Origin of the sequence: Streptomyces sp. NBC_01264 (genome assembly GCF_026340675.1) — a bacterium.
Classification (GTDB): domain Bacteria; phylum Actinomycetota; class Actinomycetes; order Streptomycetales; family Streptomycetaceae; genus Streptomyces.
This window is the reverse complement of the sequence record NZ_JAPEOX010000002.1, coordinates 734471-751256: the sequence shown is the minus strand read 5'-3', so window position 1 is coordinate 751256 and position 16786 is coordinate 734471. Positions and strand designations below refer to the sequence as shown.

At 72.4% G+C, this 16786-nt stretch carries 12 protein-coding genes and 1 pseudogene; 4 read left to right on the top strand and 9 right to left on the bottom strand.

The genetic code is table 11. The features are described from left to right. Nucleotides 1–6 precede the first annotated feature (6 nt). On the top strand, nucleotides 7–1272 hold the full coding sequence (locus OG435_RS36315; protein ID WP_266883606.1) for an alpha-L-fucosidase: 1266 nt from the start codon (nucleotides 7–9) through the stop codon (nucleotides 1270–1272). Here the strand turns inward: OG435_RS36315 and OG435_RS36310 are convergent. The 7 genes from OG435_RS36310 to OG435_RS36280 all read right to left on the bottom strand — a co-directional run bounded on the left by OG435_RS36310 (nucleotide 1265) and on the right by OG435_RS36280 (nucleotide 9507). Then, nucleotides 1265–3607: a family 20 glycosylhydrolase gene (locus OG435_RS36310; RefSeq protein ID WP_266883604.1), complete on the bottom strand. Its 2343-nt coding sequence runs from the start codon at nucleotides 3605–3607 to the stop codon at nucleotides 1265–1267. The two genes, OG435_RS36315 and OG435_RS36310, sit on opposite strands and share 8 nt — an antisense overlap. 113 nt (nucleotides 3608–3720) lie before the next feature. Continuing rightward, nucleotides 3721–4776, bottom strand: coding sequence for a TolB family protein (locus tag OG435_RS36305; RefSeq protein ID WP_266883602.1), 1056 nt, complete (start codon nucleotides 4774–4776; stop codon nucleotides 3721–3723). After that, a complete protein-coding gene (locus OG435_RS36300; RefSeq protein WP_266883600.1) occupies nucleotides 4773–6134 on the bottom strand; it encodes an MFS transporter in 1362 nt (453 codons plus the stop codon). The genes OG435_RS36305 and OG435_RS36300 overlap by 4 nt, the downstream gene beginning before the upstream one ends. Next, nucleotides 6134–7411 (bottom strand): discoidin domain-containing protein, encoded by a 1278-nt coding sequence (locus OG435_RS36295; protein ID WP_266883598.1) that lies wholly within the window; start codon nucleotides 7409–7411, stop codon nucleotides 6134–6136. The genes OG435_RS36300 and OG435_RS36295 overlap by 1 nt, the downstream gene beginning before the upstream one ends. Before the next feature lie 312 nt (nucleotides 7412–7723). Further along, on the bottom strand, nucleotides 7724–8455 hold the full coding sequence (locus OG435_RS36290; protein ID WP_266883596.1) for a hypothetical protein: 732 nt from the start codon (nucleotides 8453–8455) through the stop codon (nucleotides 7724–7726). Nucleotides 8456–8582: 127 nt separating this feature from the next. After that, nucleotides 8583–8867 carry a hypothetical protein gene (locus OG435_RS36285; protein ID WP_266883594.1) on the bottom strand — a complete coding sequence of 95 codons (285 nt, stop codon included), beginning with the start codon at nucleotides 8865–8867 and terminating at the stop codon, nucleotides 8583–8585. 70 nt (nucleotides 8868–8937) lie between these two features. After that, complete coding sequence (locus tag OG435_RS36280; protein ID WP_266883592.1) at nucleotides 8938–9507, bottom strand: DinB family protein; 570 nt, start codon at nucleotides 9505–9507, stop codon at nucleotides 8938–8940. Nucleotides 9508–9686: 179 nt separating this feature from the next. Here OG435_RS36280 and rox point away from each other — a divergent pair, with 179 nt between their 5' ends. Beyond that, nucleotides 9687–11150: a rifampin monooxygenase gene (rox, locus tag OG435_RS36275; protein WP_266883590.1), complete on the top strand. Its 1464-nt coding sequence runs from the start codon at nucleotides 9687–9689 to the stop codon at nucleotides 11148–11150. A 39-nt stretch (nucleotides 11151–11189) separates the two neighbouring features. Here rox and OG435_RS36270 read toward each other — a convergent pair whose 3' ends face one another. Further along, the gene (locus OG435_RS36270; protein WP_266883588.1) at nucleotides 11190–11726 is read right to left on the bottom strand and encodes a hypothetical protein; all 537 of its coding nucleotides are present in this window, start codon (nucleotides 11724–11726) and stop codon (nucleotides 11190–11192) included. Nucleotides 11727–11784: 58 nt separating this feature from the next. Further along, nucleotides 11785–12282 (bottom strand): hypothetical protein, encoded by a 498-nt coding sequence (locus OG435_RS36265; RefSeq protein ID WP_266883586.1) that lies wholly within the window; start codon nucleotides 12280–12282, stop codon nucleotides 11785–11787. A gap of 213 nt (nucleotides 12283–12495) precedes the next feature. On the opposite strand from OG435_RS36265, the gene OG435_RS36260 reads away from it, so the two are divergent. Both OG435_RS36260 and OG435_RS36255 read left to right on the top strand, forming a co-directional pair. Next, on the top strand, nucleotides 12496–15954 hold the full coding sequence (locus tag OG435_RS36260; protein ID WP_266883584.1) for a DNA polymerase III subunit alpha: 3459 nt from the start codon (nucleotides 12496–12498) through the stop codon (nucleotides 15952–15954). Then, nucleotides 15951–16775: pseudogene (locus OG435_RS36255) on the top strand (DNA polymerase Y family protein); the annotation flags it as partial. The gene OG435_RS36260 and the pseudogene OG435_RS36255, both read left to right, overlap by 4 nt. Nucleotides 16776–16786: the final 11 nt, after the last annotated feature.

Sequence of the window (16786 nt, the reverse complement as noted above, 5' to 3'; positions counted from 1 at the left end):
CCCACCATGACGCCCGGTCCCTCAGCGCCCCTCTCCGGTCCCGGCGCAGCCTGCCTCGTCCCCACACCGGGACAACTCGCCTGGCAGGAAGCCGGATTCGGGATCTTCCTGCACTTCGGCATCAACACCTTCAACGGCGTCGAGTGGAGCGACGGGACCCTGGACCCGGCCGGCTTCCGGCCCGCGCGGCTCGACGCCCGCCAGTGGGTACGAACCGCCGCCGAGGCCGGAGCGAAGTACGTCGTGCTGACCGCCAAGCACCACGACGGCTTCTGCCTCTGGCCGACCGACACCACCGCCTACTCCGTGGCCTCCTCGCCCTGGAAGGACGGAGCGGGCGACGTGGTCGCCGAACTGGCCGAGGCCTGCGGGGAGGCGGGCCTCGGCCTCGGGCTGTACCTCTCGCCCTGGGACCGCAACGCGGACTGCTACGAGGAGCCCGCCGACTACGACTCCTTCTACCTCCGCCAGCTCGCCGAACTCTGCACCCGCTACGGCCCGTTGTGCGAGCTCTGGTTCGACGGCGCCGGCTCCGAGGGGCGCACGTACGACTGGGACGCGGTCATGGCCGTGATCGACCGGCACCAGCCGGACGCCATGGTCTTCAACATGGGCCGCCCCACGATCCGCTGGGTCGGGAACGAGGAGGGACTCGCCGTCGATCCCTGCCGCTACGTCACGCACTCCACGGGCATCAGCCTGTACGACGACGGGCGCACCGAGCTCGACTCGGCCGCCTACCTGCCGCCCGAATGTGATGTCCCCATCCGGGGCGACTGGTTCTGGCAGCCCGGGAACCACGACACCCTCAAGAGCCGCGAGGAGCTCCTGGAGATCTGGTACTCCTCCGTCGGGCTCGGCGCCGGCCTGCTGCTGGGCGTCCCGCCCGACCGGCGCGGTCTGATCGACGACGCCGACCGGGACCGACTCCTCGCCTTCACCGCGGAGTTGGGGCGGCGGCTCGGTGATCCCGTCTCCGCCGTCCTCACGGCCGACGGGGACGAACTCCTCGCGGACTTCGGCCGACCCGTCCGCGTGGACCACGTGGAGCTGCGCGAGGACCTCACCGGGGGGCAGCGCGTGGACGGCCACGAGGTCCGGGCGGACGGCCGGACGATCGCCTCCGGCCACACGGTGGGGGTCCGGCGCGTCCACCGGGTCGAGCCCCTCACCGTGCGGGAGCTGCGGATCCGGCTGACCGGAGCCGGGGCCCGGCTGGCCTCGGTGAGGGCAGCCGGACCGGCGGCCGGCGCGCCGCCCGGGGTCAGCTGATCTGCCAGCGCTGGTAGACCGAACCGGTCGCGGCCTGCTGGCTTGCGAGGGCCCCGTCCGTGCCGGACGCGGTGGTCAGGAGCAGCCCGCTCCTCTTGTTGGCCACCGCGTAGTCACCGGACCCGAGCGGGGTGAGCGTCCAGCGCTGGCTGTCGGCGCTGCCGCAGGCGTTCTGGACCACGGCCGCTCCGGCGGCGGTGGAGCCGCCCGCCACGTCCGCGCAGAGCCCGGACGAGCCGTTGGCCAGGGTGTAGCCGCCGTCTGCGGTCGGGGTCAGCCTCCACTGCTGGTTGGCGCCGCCGTGCGGGGTCCAGGTGATCAGCCGGGTGCCGGACGCGGTGGAGCTCGCCGGGTCGTCGAGCGCCTTCCCGGCCGCGGTGAGGGTCCGGGTCCCGCTCAACTGGCCGCCGTACACCTCCAACTCGTACAGCGAGTAGCCGTAGGTGGTGCCGCGCTGGGTGCCGTACACCCGGATGTAGCGGCCGGAGCCGGACAGGCCGGTCAGGTCCTGGACCCCGCCGGTGCCCGTGGTCGTGGAGTACAGGGTGCGCCAGCTGCTCCGGTCGTCGGAGACCTGGACCTGGAAGCCCTTCCCGTACGCGGCCTCCCAGCGCAGCACCACCCGGTTGACGGCCTGGGCGGACCCGAGGTCCACCTGCAGCCACTGCGGGTCGGTGTAGGCGCTCGACCACCGGGTGCCCGGATCGCCGTCCGTCGCCAGCACGGCCGGGAAGTCGGCGGTCTCGGTGCTGGACGCGGTGGTGGGGCGGTTGCGGGCGAGGTTGCCCGGCTGGGCGGTCCCGGGCCAGGAGGGATGGTGGCCGATCGCAGCCACGATCGGCGTGAACGCCGCGTAGGTGGCGACGGGTTTGGGCGAACCCCAGGTCTGCTGGGCGAGTCCGCGCAGCGGGTACATGATGCCGGCGGCGATCTGCGTCTCCGTCTCCGCGTTGGGGTTGTCGCACCAGACGTGGATCAGCGAACCGCGGTTCTTCGCGGGGTCGCTGATGGTGTTGCCGCCCTCGAACCGGTCCGGGGTCCAGGTCTCGTACATCCACTTGGTGTCCGGCTTCGCACCGCCGAGCACGTAATAGGTTGGCGTCCAGGACTCGTTGGCGACCGTGTGCCCGGCATTGACCAGCTGCTGGGGGGTGAGTCCGTAGCTGTACCAGTACTCGACGAGGATGCGGGCGTCCGGGGTGACGGTCCCGTCCCCGGCCTTGATGCCGTCGTTCCACATCCGGGTGGTCTTGCCGGCCGCGCGGACCAGGGCGTCCGACCAGTTGACGAACCCGTAGTAGGTGTCCTTGGCGGTGGCGTTCGCGCCGTAGTGGGCGCGGGCGTAGCCGAGCAGCTGCGGGTACCTGGCGTAGTCGGTGACGTACTCGTCGGCGCCGATGTGCCAGTACGGGGCCGGGAACAGCGGCAGGTACTCCTCGACCAGGTCCTTGATCAGGGTGTACGAGCCCGGCAGCGACAGGTCGATGAACTCCGAACTGGCCGTGCCCGAGCTGTCCTTGAGCTTGAGCTCCGGGTGGGCGGCCAGGATCTGGTTCATGTGCCCCGGTGTGTCGATCTCGGGGACGATCGTGACGTGGTACTTCTGCCCCAGCGCGATCAGGTCCGCGATGTCCTGCTTGGAGTAGTGGTCGGCGGAGACGATCTCCGGGTGCGTCGAACTCTCCAGGCGGAAGCCGAAGGTGTCCGACAGGTGGAAGTGGAAGTAGTTGAGCTTGAGGTAGGCCAGCTCCTTGATGTGCTGCTTGACCCAGTCGACCGTGAAGAACTTCCGCCCCTGGTCGATCATCAGCCCGCGCTCGGCCTTGGCCGGCCAGTCCACCGCCGTTCCGGCCGGCACCGAGGCCGACTGGCGCAGCAACTGCAGTACCGTACGGGTGCCGTTGAAGGCTCCTGCGTCGGTCCCGGCCTGGATGGCGAGGGACTGGTCGACGGTCATCCGGTACCCCTCGGCGGGCAGTGAGCCGTCGCCCAGGCTCAGGGCGATGTCGCCGGGGGAGGCGTTCCCGGTGACGACGGCCACGGGACGCCCGGCCAGCGCGCCCAAGTCCTCGGCGAACGTGGCCGCTTCGTCGGAGAGCTGCGCGGTGTGGGCGGGATCGACGACGATCCGGCTGGCGGCGGTGAAGCCGTACGACCCGCTGCCCGCCGTCCACTGGCGCAGGGCCGGCACGGTCTGCGGCGCCGCGGCGGCCGCGGCCGCCCCCGTCCGCAGGGGCTCGGCTCCGGCGGCAGAGGGCAGGGACAGTGCGGCGAGGGCCAGGGCGGAGGCGGTCAGGAATCTGAGCAGACGCATGGCGAGTCCCCAGGTGTTCACGGCGGCATCTCCCTCCGGCCGTGACTGCCGGAGGGAGTGGCCACAGTGCAACGCAGTGGCAGGTCCATGTCAAGAGATGCTCGAAGTGGCGGCCGAATGAGCGTCATCGAGCATCACGGCGCGTCGGCCGAGTCGGCGGACCCCGCCACGGCCGCCGGTGAGGACCCGCCCGCGACGGACATCCTGGGCGCTCCGGTCCCGTCGGCGGGGACGGTCCAGACGTCGCTCGCGCGACCGTCCGCGCCCGGCAGGGCGTAGGCGACCGTCCCGTCGTCCGTCCAGGACGCCTGGTCGTCCACGTTCCGCGTCTCGGCGAGCGCGGTCTCGGCCATCGTCCGCAGGTCGAGGACGTACAGCCGCCAGGGTGCGGCGGGGTCGTCGGACACCTTCTTCTTGAAGGCGACCCGGGTGTTGTCGGGCGACAGGGAGGGGCATTCGACGTTCTCCCGCAGCGTCCTCGCCGACCAGTCGGACATGTTCCCCTCGACGAGGTACGTACGCCCCTTGGTGGAGACGGTCGCGTAGAAGCGGCTGTCGTCCCGGGCGAAGCTCACGCCCCAGTAGTTGACGTCGGGGGAGTGGTATCGGACACCGCCGACGGTGAGCGGTATCTCCTCCAGGGACTTCACCAAGTACCCCGTGCGCAGGTCGAGTACGGCCGTCCGGGTGGAGAAGCCGGTGGCGGAGTACGAGTCCCCGGTCGCGAACACCGTCCAGGCGAGCATCTGCCCGGACGCGGACACCCGGGCCCGGGTCGGAACCCCCGGCACGGTCGTCCGGCTCACCTCGCGCAGTCGCCGGTCGAGGACGACGGCGTACGTCTTCGGCAGCACCCCCGGCTCGGCGCGCAGGCAGAGGGCGGTGCCCCCGGCGGTGTGGAACCGGTCGCAGGCGGGGCCGCCCCCGGTGCGCTCGGCGCCGCCCTCCGCCGCGGCCAGGGGCTGGTGCGCCACCCGGCCCGTGGCGGTGTCCCGGAAGTACAGGGCGGGACCGGCGAGGCCGAAGGAGGCGTCGGCCGCGGCCTGTTGGCCCGACGGCCGCTGTCCCGCGTGCAGGGCGTACCCGGCGGTGGAGCCCGCGAGGAGGACGACCGCGGCGACCGTGACGGCGGTACGGGCCCGGGCGCCGAGCCGGTGTGCGGGAGCCGGCTCGGTGAGCTGCGTGGTCATGAGGTGCTCCTCGCACTGGTGGGGGATTCCGCGAACTCCACGGCTCGGGCTCCCGAGGGGCCCGGGGCTGCGGGGGCTCCAGGCGCTCCGGGGGCTCCCGGCACGACCGGCGCGCCCGGATCGCGCGGCAGCAGCGCCCGGCAGCCCGCCAGCGCGGCGAGCAGCAGCGCCGTGGCCCCCCACAGCGCGGGCCGCGGCCCCCACACCGTCCACGCGGCGCCGAAGCCCGCCGCGGCGAGCATCCGGGCCAGGGCCTGCCCGGTCTGGAGCACGGCGAGCCCGCCCGCCCGGCCCCCGGCGGGCAGCACCGGCCCGGCGAGGGCCATCAGCACCCCGTCGGTGGCCGCGTAGAACACCCCGAGCAGGGCGAGTACGGCCGCGAGGAGGAGCGGGGCCGGCCCGCCGGCCGGGGCGAGCAGGACGAGGTAGGCGCCGAGCAGGGCGAGGTGCCCGTACAGGAACGGCCGCCGGCGCCCGACCCGGTCGGCGATCCGGCCCACCGGGACGGCCAGGAGCAGGTAGCCCGCGGCCGCCCCGAGCGGCAGCAGGGGGAACCAGCCGGGATCCAGGCCCAGTCGGCGCTGGAGCAGGAGGTAGACGAAGGCGTCGCCGATGGTGGCGCCGCCGAGCAGGGCCGCGGCCCACAGGATCCGCCGGAAGGCGGGGTCCCGCAGCGCCGCGAACGCCTTGGCCCGGGCCGGAGCCGGGCCGGGCCGGGCCGCCGGGCGGTGGTGGCCGGGGACGTAGAGGACCAGGAGCAGCACGCCGAGCAGGCCGGCGCAGAAGCTGGCGACGAACACCGCGTCGTACGCGCCCGCGGTCGCCCAGAGCAGGGCGAAGGCGGCGAGCGGACCGAGCAGGGCGCCGGTGGTGTCCATGGCCCGGTGCACGCCGAAGGACCGGCCGAGCTCCTCGGGAGGGCTGCTGAGGGTGATCAGGGCGTCGCGGGGCGCCGTACGGATGCCCTTGCCGACCCGGTCGGCGGCCAGGGCCGCCGCGATCCCGCCGGTGGCGCCGCCCGCGAGCAGCAGGCCGAGCCGGGAGCAGGCCGAGACGGCGTAGCCGATCCCCGCGACGTGCTTGTACCGGTGGCCGCGGTCGGCGAGGTGTCCGCCGAGGAGCCGTACGACCGCGCCGGCTCCTCCCATCAGCCCGTCCAGGAAGCCGAATTGGAGGGGGGAGAGGCCGAGCCCGAGGACGAGGTAGAGCGGCAGTACCGCGCTGACCATCTCGGAGGAGACATCGGTGACGAGGCTGACCGTACCGAGCGCCAGGACGGCGGCGGGGACACGCCGCCCCGCCCCCGTGGTGGGGGGCGAGGCGGGCGCGGCCCGGCGGCCCGTGGTGGCCAGGTACATCAGTGACAGGTGTACTTCGGGCTGGTGTCCTTCGTCGTCCCGTCGGTGGCGACGTAGCTCCAGCTGTAGCCGGCATCGGTGAAGTCCAGCTTCAGGACCCCGTAGGTGCCGCTGATCCGCTTCTGGCTGTTGGGCTGGACGTCCTCGATGTCATAGGGGTCGGCGCCGCCCATGCCACCGACGATCTCGGTGATCCCGTCGGCGGTGGCCTTCCCGTTCGGGTCCTGCGGGGCGAACCGCTCGTAGTGGTGGTCGTGCCCGCCCAGTACGAGGTCGGCCTTGGCGCCGTACAGGATGTTCCAGACGGGCTTGCTCACCGGGTCGTTGCCGTGGCCGCCGGAGGAGTACAGCGGGTGGTGCCAATAAGCGGCGATGCAGCCCTTGGTGTTCGCGGCGAGGTCGGCCTTGAGCCAGTCGATCTGGGCCTTCTGGTCGAAGGAGTTGGAGTCGAGGGCGATGAAGTGCCAGTTGCCCTCGTTGAAGCTGTAGTAGCTCTTGCCCTGGGGGTAGGCGACGGCCCCGAAGTAGGCCTTGTAGCCGGCGAGCGGGCCGGCGGGGTCGTAGGTCTCGTGGTTGCCGGGTACGGGGCGGGTCTTGTCCTTGAACGCGCCCCACGACTTGTCGTAGTAGGCCTTGTAGTCGACGAGCCGGGCGTCGTCGTACTGGTTGTCACCCATCGTCAGATAGAACTTCGGGTTGATCTTCTGGGCCTGCGCGGCGGTCTTGGGGTGGGCGCAGGAGCTGTCCGAAGCGGTGCACTGGGCCGCGATGTCACCGGCGGCGACCACCGTGAAGGCGCCGGTCGGCGGGGGAGTCCCCCCGTCGAGGGTGCCGTACACCTCGACCTCGTACAGGGAGTACCCGTAGGTGGTGCCGCGGGCGGTTCCGTACACGCGCAGGTAACGGCCCTTGCCGGACAGGCCGGTCCAGTCGTCGGTACCGCCGTTCCCGGCCGTCTCGTTGGCGAGCCGGGTCCAGGTGGCACCGTCGGCGGAGATCTCCACCCGGTACGTCTTGGCGTACGCGGCCTCCCAACGCAGCGCCACCCGCGTGACGTCCGCGTTCGCGCCGAGGTCGACACGGATCCACTGCGGGTCCTTGCCCTCGGCGCTGGCCCACCGGGTGGTGGAGCTGCCGTCGAAGGCGTTCTGCGGACCGAAGTCCGAACTCTCCACGGAGGAAGCCGTGGCGGTCTTGCCGCGCGAGATGAGGGGGTCTGCGGCGGCGCCGGCCCGTTCGGGGTAGGCGAGCAACAGGCCGCCTACGAGCAGGAGCACGGCGGTGATGACCACACCTATCGTGCGGCGTGATGTGTGAACATGAGGTGTGCTGGGGGTGCTCAGGTGCATTCCTGACTCCCTGGCCTGGTGGGTGGCGAGAGCTGGCACCGGTACGAGACCCCGCACCCCTGCCCGGGTGCGGGCAGGGACGTGCGTGCGTGGTCACAGCGGCCGGGTCAGAGCTCTCGCTGAGCGCGTCATGCCCACGGATGCGGGCACCGCGCCGAGCCGCCGAAGCGGGATGCTAGCAAACAGGAAACTTTCCTACCAGTCATTCGCCGCAGGAGAATCGGCCTTCGGCAGGAGCGGTCAGGAGATCGCGTACCACTGGCTGGCCCAGCCGGTGTTGATCGTGCTGGTGGACTGCTCGGCGAGGTTCACGGTGACCGGGAGCGAGCTCTGACCGGTCAGGACGGTGCTGTAGCGCAGACTCGGCGGGTTCAGACCCGCGTTCACCGAGATCCCGGCGCCCGTGGCCTTGAGGGTGAGGGCGTTCGTGGCCCAGTCGCCGTTGAGGAGCAGGGCGACGAAATAGGTGCCGGGGGCGGCGGTGAAGGGCTTGGCGAGGGGGAAGGGCTTGGCTATCGCGTCGGTCATCAGCTGCGGGGAGATGTCGGCGGTGGACCCGACCAGGGTGCCCCGGGCGTCGTACACACCGAGGTAGCAGTTGGCCAGTCGGGCGTTCGGGTCGATGCCGGCCAGCCCCAGCCAGATGTTGGACCAGGTGAGCTGCTCGCGCAGCACCATCCGGACCAGGGTGACCCGCCCGCCGACCCCGGCCGCGGACTGGGCGGTGACGTGCCCCGCGTCGTTCGGATCCCCGGTCCAGGCCAGCAGGTTCTGGTCCTGTGGTCGCGGCCCTTCGTACCCGCCGCTACCCGGCACCGCGGCGGGGGGCGCTGCCGCCGAGGCGCCGGCCCCCGCACCCGCACCCTTTCCGGCCGTATTCCCCTCGGACGGCGCCGAGCAGCCGGACAGAACGAGGGCCGCCGCGAGCATGGCGGCGAGACCGGTCGAGGCGGTGGTGGTACGGGTGCGCATGGTCCCCCCATGAGGTGCTGATGTACGACGGAAGCCATGGTCACACGGGGTGGGCCCGTACCCGTAGGCGGCCCTTTTGCCCCCGGGTCCCTTCCGCCGTCCCCTCAGAGGGCCAGGAGGACCAGGATCAGCACGGCGGGCGGAAGGAACAGGGTGAGCAGGTGGACCATCGCGTCCGGGTCATCCCCAGGGCGAGGAACAGCACCAGCCCGCCCGCGAGCCAGCAGCCGAAGACGCGGAGCGCGAGCTCCTGCGCCGAGGTTTCCTGCGCCCGCGTCGTGGCCTCGAAGAAGGGTCCGCCGATCCCCATCGAAACCAGCGCGCAGCTCAGCGGCAGGTTCACCGCACCGACGGCGACCGCGGAGGGGCTGTCGCCCCGGCGCGCTCGTCTCCACAGCCCCATGACGCTCATGGTGCGAAAGCCTATCCAGCCACCCGGGGCCCGCCCGGGACCGGGCCGCTCCCGACCGGGCGGTCTTGGATCACTGGCCGACCCTCCCGTCGACGCACTCGCGCAACAGGTCGGCGTGCCCGCAGTGGCGCGCGTACTCCTCGATCCGGTGCACCATCAGCTCCCGCACCGAGATCCGGTCCTTCCCGATCCGCTCGCCCAGATCCGGATACTTCGCCAGCGCGGCGTCGGTCGCGTCCTGCTCGCGCTCCAGATCGGCGTACGCGCCGTCGACCACGGCCTGCTCGGCGACGGCTCCGTCGAAGTCCCCGTCGCGCTCGTCGTACAGATTCGGCAGCGGCTCGCCCTCGGTGATCCAGTTCTGCCAGTCCCGTTCCACCTCGGCGAGGTGGCGCAGCAGACCGAGCAACGACATCGTCGACGGGGGGACCGACCGGCGGGCGAGCTGCTCCGGATCCAGGCCCTCGCACTTCATCCGCAGGGTCAGGCGGTAGTCCGAGAGGAAGTCGCGCAGCGTCGCGAGTTCACCCTCCGCACTGCTGCCTCCGCTGTTGCGGGGATCGTTGTCCGGGTCCGCCCACATATCGGGGTAGACGGTCGACTGGGTCCATCGCTCGTTTTGATCACTCATGCGGTCCATGATCGTCGGAAAGGGTCGCGCCGGCCAGCGGTTTCTTCCCGGAACGCAGAATGGCAAGGAGGTTTGCTCACTCCTTGCCACTCTCAACATATAGCGCACCGGGGGGCTTGCGGCAAGGCCCTGGTGGTGACGCAGAATCACTGACCTACGGCGAAACCTGCGGAAACGGTGACTGCGTGATGACTGAAGTGCCCAACACGACCGGCATGCCCGACGCGACCGACGTGATCGTCGTCGGCGGCGGACCGACGGGCTTGATGCTGGCTGCCGAGCTGCGCCTGCACGGTGTGGGCGTCGTCGTGGTGGAGAAGCTGACCGAGCCGACCGGGGAGTCCCGCGGCCAGGGCCTGCACGCGCGCAGCGTCGAGCTGATAGACCAGCGCGGGCTGCTGGACCGATTCCTCGCCGTCAGCGAGAAGTTCCAGGTCGGCGGCCTGTTCGGCGGCATCATGAAGCCGTGGCCGGACCAGCTGGACACGGCGCACCCGTACGGCCTCGCCATCCCGCAGCCCGTCACCGAGCGGCTGCTCGGCGAGCGCGCCCTCGAAGTCGGTACCGAGTTCCGGCGCGGCTGCGAAGCCGTCGGCCTGAGCCAGGACGAGGACGGGGTGACCGTCGAGCTGGCGGACGGTACGCGGCTGCGCTCGCGCTACCTCGTCGGGTGCGACGGCGGCCGCAGCGCGGTGCGCAAGCTGCTCGGCGTGGGCTTCCCCGGCGAACCCGCCACGGTCGAGACCTTGTTGAGCCAGATGGAGGTGACCGCGGATCCGGAGACGATCGCCGCGGTCGTCGCGGAGGTCAACAAGACCCAGCTCCGCTTCGGCGTCCACAGGGGCGAGGACGGGACGTGCCGTGTCATCGTCCCCGCCGACGGAGTGTCCGAGGACCGCAGCGCGCCGACCCTGGAGGAGTTCAAGCAGCAGCTACGGGCCTTCGGCGGCACCGACTTCGGCGTGCACTCGCCGCGCTGGCTGTCCCGCTTCGGCGACGCCACGCGGCAGGCCGAGCAGTACCGGGTCGGCCGGGTCCTGCTGGCCGGCGACGCGGCGCACATCCACCCGCCGACCGGCGGACAGGGGCTCAACCTCGGCGTGCAGGACGCCTTCAACCTCGGCTGGAAGCTCGCGGCCGCGGTCAACGGCTGGGCCCCGCAGGATCTCCTCGACACCTACCACTCCGAACGCCACCCGGTGGGCGCCGCCGTACTGGACAACACCCGCGCGCAGATCGCTCTGATGGGGGCCGACGCGGGTCCCACCGCGCTGCGGGGGCTGTTCGCGAAGCTGATGGACTTCGAGGAGGTGAACCGGTACGTGACGGGGATGATCACCGCGGTCGACGTCCGCTACGACCTCGGCGAGGGCCACGAACTGCTCGGCCGCAGGCTGCGGGACGTGGAGCTGAAGCAGGGACGTCTCTACGAGCTGATGCACACGGGCCGCGGAATCCTGCTCGACCGGACCGGACGGCTCTCGGTCTCCGGGCGGGCCGACCGCATCGATCACGTAGTCGACGCCAGTGAGGAACTCGACGTGCCCGCCGTGCTGTTGCGGCCGGACGGCCATGTCGCCTGGGTCGGGGAGGACCAGGACGACCTCGACGCCCACCTGGCGAAGTGGTTCGGCGCCGCCGCCACCGCCTGAGCGCGCCCGACGACCGGCGGCCGCACCCCTGTGCGGCCGCTACCGGTACTGGTTCCTGTACTCCTCGCCCGTGGTGCCGAGATCCATGAACGGAGTGGCGAGGAACGCGACCAGCAGGAGCAGGCCGACGATGCCCGCGGACAGGGGGAGGATCCCGGGTATCCAACGACCCGTACCGTCGGCGCGGACGGCCTTGGCGGGGTCACGCGGGTCGTAGCTGACCTCGAGAGCGGGGAGCCCGCTCGAGTCGAGGTACCTCCAGACGTTCCCGTCCAGGTCCGAGTACAGGTAGAGCCACGGCTGCGCGGAGTCGTGGGCGTATTCGGCCGTCACCGTGATGCCGTGCCGGGGCAGGCGCCAGGGCCTGAGGCCCTCCGGTGCGAGCAGCCAGGCCGCGATCGTGAACGTGAAGCCGACCCCGCCGGAGAGGACGGTGAAGTGGACGCGCGCGATCGCCGGGAAGGGGATGTGATGCTCCTGCCGGGTCGCCCGACGCAGGATCAACTCCTGCCCGAAGACACGGAGATCCGTTCCCTTCCTGCCGTGGAGGATGGGTATGGAAGGCGTGATCGACATGGCCGGATTCCACGCACGAGCCGCACATGCTTTCCCACACGTCCTCGCGCCGGCACGTTCAGTCGTCGGCGATCTGCAGGGCCAGTGCGAAGTGCTCACCGTCCATTCCTGCGAGCAGGCTGTCGAACAGTGGGGTGAGTCCGTTCACGGCGCCACACGCGGTGTCGTGGTTGGTCCACCAACTGGCATCCGGCCCGAGCAGGGACACCACCCGGTCCGCCGCGCGCTCGGCTGCCTCGACGGGCCGGTGCAGGTGATCCGGCCAGACCAGGTCGACGGCCGCGACCCCGGCCAGGAACGCGGCGGCCCCGTCCGTTTCGACCGGCTCCAACGCGGCGCAGATCTCGGGGAGGGACGGCGGGACGTACCCGGGCAGGAAGCGCCGCCAGGCCTCGTCCACCGCGACCCCGGCGAGCAGCGCGCGGATCCGGGCCGCCAGCTCCGGCAGGTCGGGGTCCGGCTCGGTGAACCGTCCGGCCGCCACGTACACCCGCATCGGCGTCGACAGCTCTGCCATGCCGGCTTCCAGCTCGGCCAGTACCCCCACGGACGTCACATCCGGATTCTGCCGTACGTCCTCACGCCTGCCCTCGCCGGCGGCGGGAAAGCGGAACGGGCGGGAACGGTCCGTAGTGCCTGCTCCACCTGGCGTAATGCCTTGACGTGCGTGTCGAACAGACTATCGAATACGGTCTACGCTGGAGGGACCGGACGGGGAGTCGGGTGTCGACGATCGGGGGGCTGACCGGGAGCTGGAGGTGGTGGTGCGGTGTTCGCGCATCTGCATGTCGCCTCCGGCTACTCCGTGCGCTACGGTGCGGCGCTGCCCGGGCGGCTGGTCGAGCGGGCGGCCGAGCAGGGGCTGCGGGAGCTGGCGCTGACCGACAGGGACACGGTGGCCGGGGCGGTCCGGTTCGCGCAGGTCTGCGCGAAGGCCGGGATCCGGCCGCTGTTCGGTGCGGACCTCGCGGTCCCGGCCCTCGGTCCGGCCCCCGGTCCGGGCGGCGCGGCGCCCTCGAAGGGCCGTACTCCGGTCCGGGGCGGTGCCTTCGTCGCCGACTCCGCGCCGCGGGTCACCCTGCTGGCCCGCGATGCCACCGGCTGGGCCAATCTGTGCGCGCTGATCACCGCCGGCTGGGCCGCCCGGCAGCGGGCCGGCGGCGGACAGCCGATCGTCCCCTGGCCGGAGATCCAGCGGCACGCCGAGGGGCTGACCGTCCTGCTGGGCCCGGCGTCCGAGCCGGTACGGGCACTCGCCGACGGCCGCCTCGACCGGGCGGCCGAGCTGCTCGCGCCGTGGCGGGAGGCGTTCGGGCAGCACCTCCGGCTGGAGGCCGTGCACCACCGCCGCACCGGCACGGGACCGGGCTCGCTGCGGCTGGCCGCCCGTACCGTCGGACTGGCCGCCGACCTCGACCTGCTCGCGGTCCTGACCAACGCGGTCCGCTACGCGACCCCGGAGCAGGCGCCGGTCGCCGACGTACTGGACTCGGCCCGGCTGCTCACACCCATCCAGCCCGGCCGCACCTGCAACGGCGAGCGGTGGCTGAAGGGCGCCGCCGAGATGGGCGAGCTCGCCGAGGAAGTGGCCCGGGCCGCCGGACAGGAGAACGGCGGGGCCGTACACCTGCTGGCCACCACCACCCGCACCGCGTCCGAGTGCCGCCTCGACCCGTACGCCGACCTCGGGATCGGCCGCGTCCACTTCCCCGAGGAACACGTCATCGGCCTGGCCCCCGGCACCTCCGCCCGGACCCTGCGCGAGCGGTGCGAGGCGGCGATGATCCGCCACGGCTACGACCGCTCCGCCACCATGCGGACCCGGCTGGAAGAGGAGCTCCGGGTGCTGAACACGCTCGGCTGGCCCTCGTACGCCCTCACCGTCGCCCAAGTCGTCGACGACATCCGGGAGATGGGGGTCCGGGTGCAGGCCCGGGGCTCCGGCGCCGGATCGCTGGTGGTGCACCTGCTCGGGATCTCCTTCGCCAACCCGCTGGAACACGGGCTGCTCATGGAGCGGTTCGTCAACCTGCGCCGCGGCACGCTGCCGGACATCGACATCGACGTGGAGTCCGCCCGGCGCCTGGACGTGTACCGCCGGATCATGGACCGGTTCGGCACCGAGCGGGTCTGCACCCTCAGCATGCCGGAGACCTACCGGGTGCGGTGGGCGATCCGCGACGCCGGCCTGGCCCTCGGCCTGCCCCCGGACGAGGTCGGACGCCTGGCCAAGGCGTTCCCGCACATCGCCGCCCGCTCGGCCCGCACCGCACTGCGCGAACTCCCGGAACTGCGGCAGGTCGCCGCCCATGCCGACCGGTACGGGCGGCTGTGGGACCTCGTCGAAGGCCTCGACGCGCTCCCGCGCGGCACCGCGATGCACCCCTGCGGCGTCATCCTCTCCGACGCCACCCTCCTGGGGCGCACTCCCGTCGTCCCGACGGCCACCGAAGGCTTCCCCGCCACCGTCTTCGACAAGGAGGACGTCGAGAAGGACGGCCTCGGCCTGCTCAAGCTCGACGTCCTGGGCGTCCGGATGCAGAGCTCCATGGCGTACGCGGTCCGCGAGATCGAACGCACCACCGGCGAGCGGATCGACCTGGACGACCGCACTCAGGTGCCGCTGGATGACCCGGCCGCCTACGAGCTGCTGCGCGAAGGCGAGTCCCTGGGCGTCTTCCAGCTGGAGTCCCCCGGCCAGAAAGACCTCCTCGGCCGGCTCCAGCCGGAGACCTTCGCCGATCTGGTCGCCGAGATCTCGTTGTTCCGCCCGGGCCCGGTCCAGGCGGACATGATCCGCCCGTTCCTCCTCGGCCGGCACGGCAAGAAGCCCGTCACCTATCCCCACCGGGACCTGGAGCGGTGGCTGAGCTCCACCTACGGGGTGGTCATCTACAACGAGCAGGTGGCGGGCCTGTTCGCCACCATGACCCGGAGCGACCTGGCCATGGGCGAGGAGGCCCGGCGCGCCCTGGCCCAGCCGGAGCGCCTGCCGAAGCTCAAGACCTGGTACGAGCAGAGCGCCACCGCGGCCGGCTACCGGCCGGCGGTGATCGACGCGGTGTGGCGGATGCTGGAGAACATGGGGGCCTACGGCTTCGCGAAGGCGCACGCGACGGCCTTCGCGCTGCCCACCCTGCAGTCGGCCTGGCTGAAGGCGCACTACGCGGCGCCGTTCTACGCCGGGCTGCTGGAGCACGACCCGGGCATGTACCCGAAGCGACTGGTGCTGTCCGACGCCCGGCGCCGCGGCGTCCCGATCCTCCCGCTGGACGTCCAGCACTCCGCCACCGGTTACCGCACCGAGCGGCTCCCGGACGGCAGGCTGGGCCTGCGGGTCTCGCTGGCCGACGTCCGCGGCATCACCGACGAGCAGGCGGCCCGGATCGAAGCGGGCCGTCCGTACACGGACCTCGCCGACTTCTGGGCCCGGGCCCGGCCCTCCCACCCGGTGGCCGACCGCCTGGCGCGGACCGGAGCCCTCGCCACCCTCGCCCCCGGAACCGGCCGCCGTGACCTGCTCCTGCAGATCGAGGAACTCCACCGCCACCAGCGGACTTCCACGGGAGCCGGTCAGCTCACCCTCCCCCCGGGCGCCGCGGGCTCGTACCCCGGGCCGAGCGGTCTGCCGGTGATGACGCCGAGCGAGGAACTGGACGCCGAGCTGGAGGTCATCGGCATGGATGCCTCCCGGCACCTGATGGAACCGCTGCACCCGCTGCTGGCCGAGCTCGGCGTCACCCCCTCCCACCAGCTGGGCGGCCGGCCGGCCGGTGAGACCGTGCTGGTCGCCGGGGCGAAGGTCGCCATCCAGACGCCGCCCATGCGCTCCGGACGGCGCACCATCTTCGTCTCGCTGGACGACGGCAGTCCGGCCGGCCAGATCGACCTCACCTTCTTCGACGACACCCACGAGCAGGCCGCGTACCCGCTGTTCCACCACTTCCTGCTCCTCGCGCGCGGCACCGTCTCCCGCCGCGGCAAGTCCGTCACCGTCATCGGCACCCACGCCTGGAACCTTCAGGACGTCGCCGACGCCCACCGGGACGGCGGGACCGCCGCCGTCCGTACGCTGCTCGCCGGCGAGCCCGAGCCCCCGTCGTACTCCGACGGCGATGGCGGCGGCGACACCGACGGCGGCGGCCCGGCGGCCCGGCCGGCTTCCGGCGGGCGGCGCGGCAGCGGTTCCGGGCGGCTGTGGCACGCCAGCCAGGGGAGCGCCGGATGACCGTCACCACCACCAGGGCGACCATCGTCCACCTGCGTTTCCACCGCGCCGGCTTCGAGACCTACCGCGAACTGTTCACGGTGCTCGGCGACATCACCCCCGTCGTGCAAGCGCTCCCCCCGGACGGCGCACTGCTGGAGCTGGCCGGTGCCACGCGCTACTTCGGGCAGTCCCCGACCGAGCTCGCGGACCGGCTCCAGACCCGGCTCGCCGCCCGGTACGGGCTGGTCAGCACGGGCGGGATCGGCCCCAACCGGCTCCTCGCCACCCTCGCCGCCGACGCCGCCCCGCCCGGCACCGTACGGGTACTGCCCGACGACCCGGCCGAACAGGAGCGCTTCCTGCACGGCTGCCGCGTGCGGGCGCTGCCCGGGGTCGGGTCCGTCCTGGAGCGCTCGCTGCTCCGGTACGGGATCGAGACGGTCGGTGACCTGGCCGTCCTCCCGCTGCCCACGGTGCAGCGGATCGCCGGTGCTTCCACCGGCCGCATCCTGCACGAGCGGGCCCGGGGGATCGACCGCCGCACCGTCAGCGCGGCCGGGCCCCCCGCCGCCATCACCAGTGCCCGGCGCTTCGACCGGGACGTCCTCGACCCGGCCGAGGTCCGCCGCGCGCTGCTCGGCGCGGCCACGGACCTCGGGGCCCGGCTCCGGAGCGCCGGACAGGTCGCCCGAACGGTCGAACTGCAGGTCACCTACGCCGACCGGTCGGCCACCACCCGCTCGCGCACCCTGCCCGAGCCCACCGCCCACACCCCTTCCCTCCAGCGGACGCTGTACGGGATGTTCTCCGCGCTCGGACTGCAACGGGCACGCGTGCGGGCGGTGACGGC

Coding starts and splice junctions, on each gene's coding strand:
- OG435_RS36315 (WP_266883606.1), top strand. CDS start 7: ATGACGCCCGGTCCCTCAGCGCCCCTCTCCGGTCCCGGCGCAGCCTGC.
- OG435_RS36305 (WP_266883602.1), bottom strand. CDS start 4,776: ATGACCACGCAGCTCACCGAGCCGGCTCCCGCACACCGGCTCGGCGCC.
- OG435_RS36300 (WP_266883600.1), bottom strand. CDS start 6,134: ATGTACCTGGCCACCACGGGCCGCCGGGCCGCGCCCGCCTCGCCCCCC.
- OG435_RS36290 (WP_266883596.1), bottom strand. CDS start 8,455: ATGCGCACCCGTACCACCACCGCCTCGACCGGTCTCGCCGCCATGCTC.
- OG435_RS36285 (WP_266883594.1), bottom strand. CDS start 8,867: ATGAGCGTCATGGGGCTGTGGAGACGAGCGCGCCGGGGCGACAGCCCC.
- OG435_RS36280 (WP_266883592.1), bottom strand. CDS start 9,507: ATGGACCGCATGAGTGATCAAAACGAGCGATGGACCCAGTCGACCGTC.
- rox (WP_266883590.1), top strand. CDS start 9,687: ATGACTGAAGTGCCCAACACGACCGGCATGCCCGACGCGACCGACGTG.
- OG435_RS36270 (WP_266883588.1), bottom strand. CDS start 11,726: ATGTCGATCACGCCTTCCATACCCATCCTCCACGGCAGGAAGGGAACG.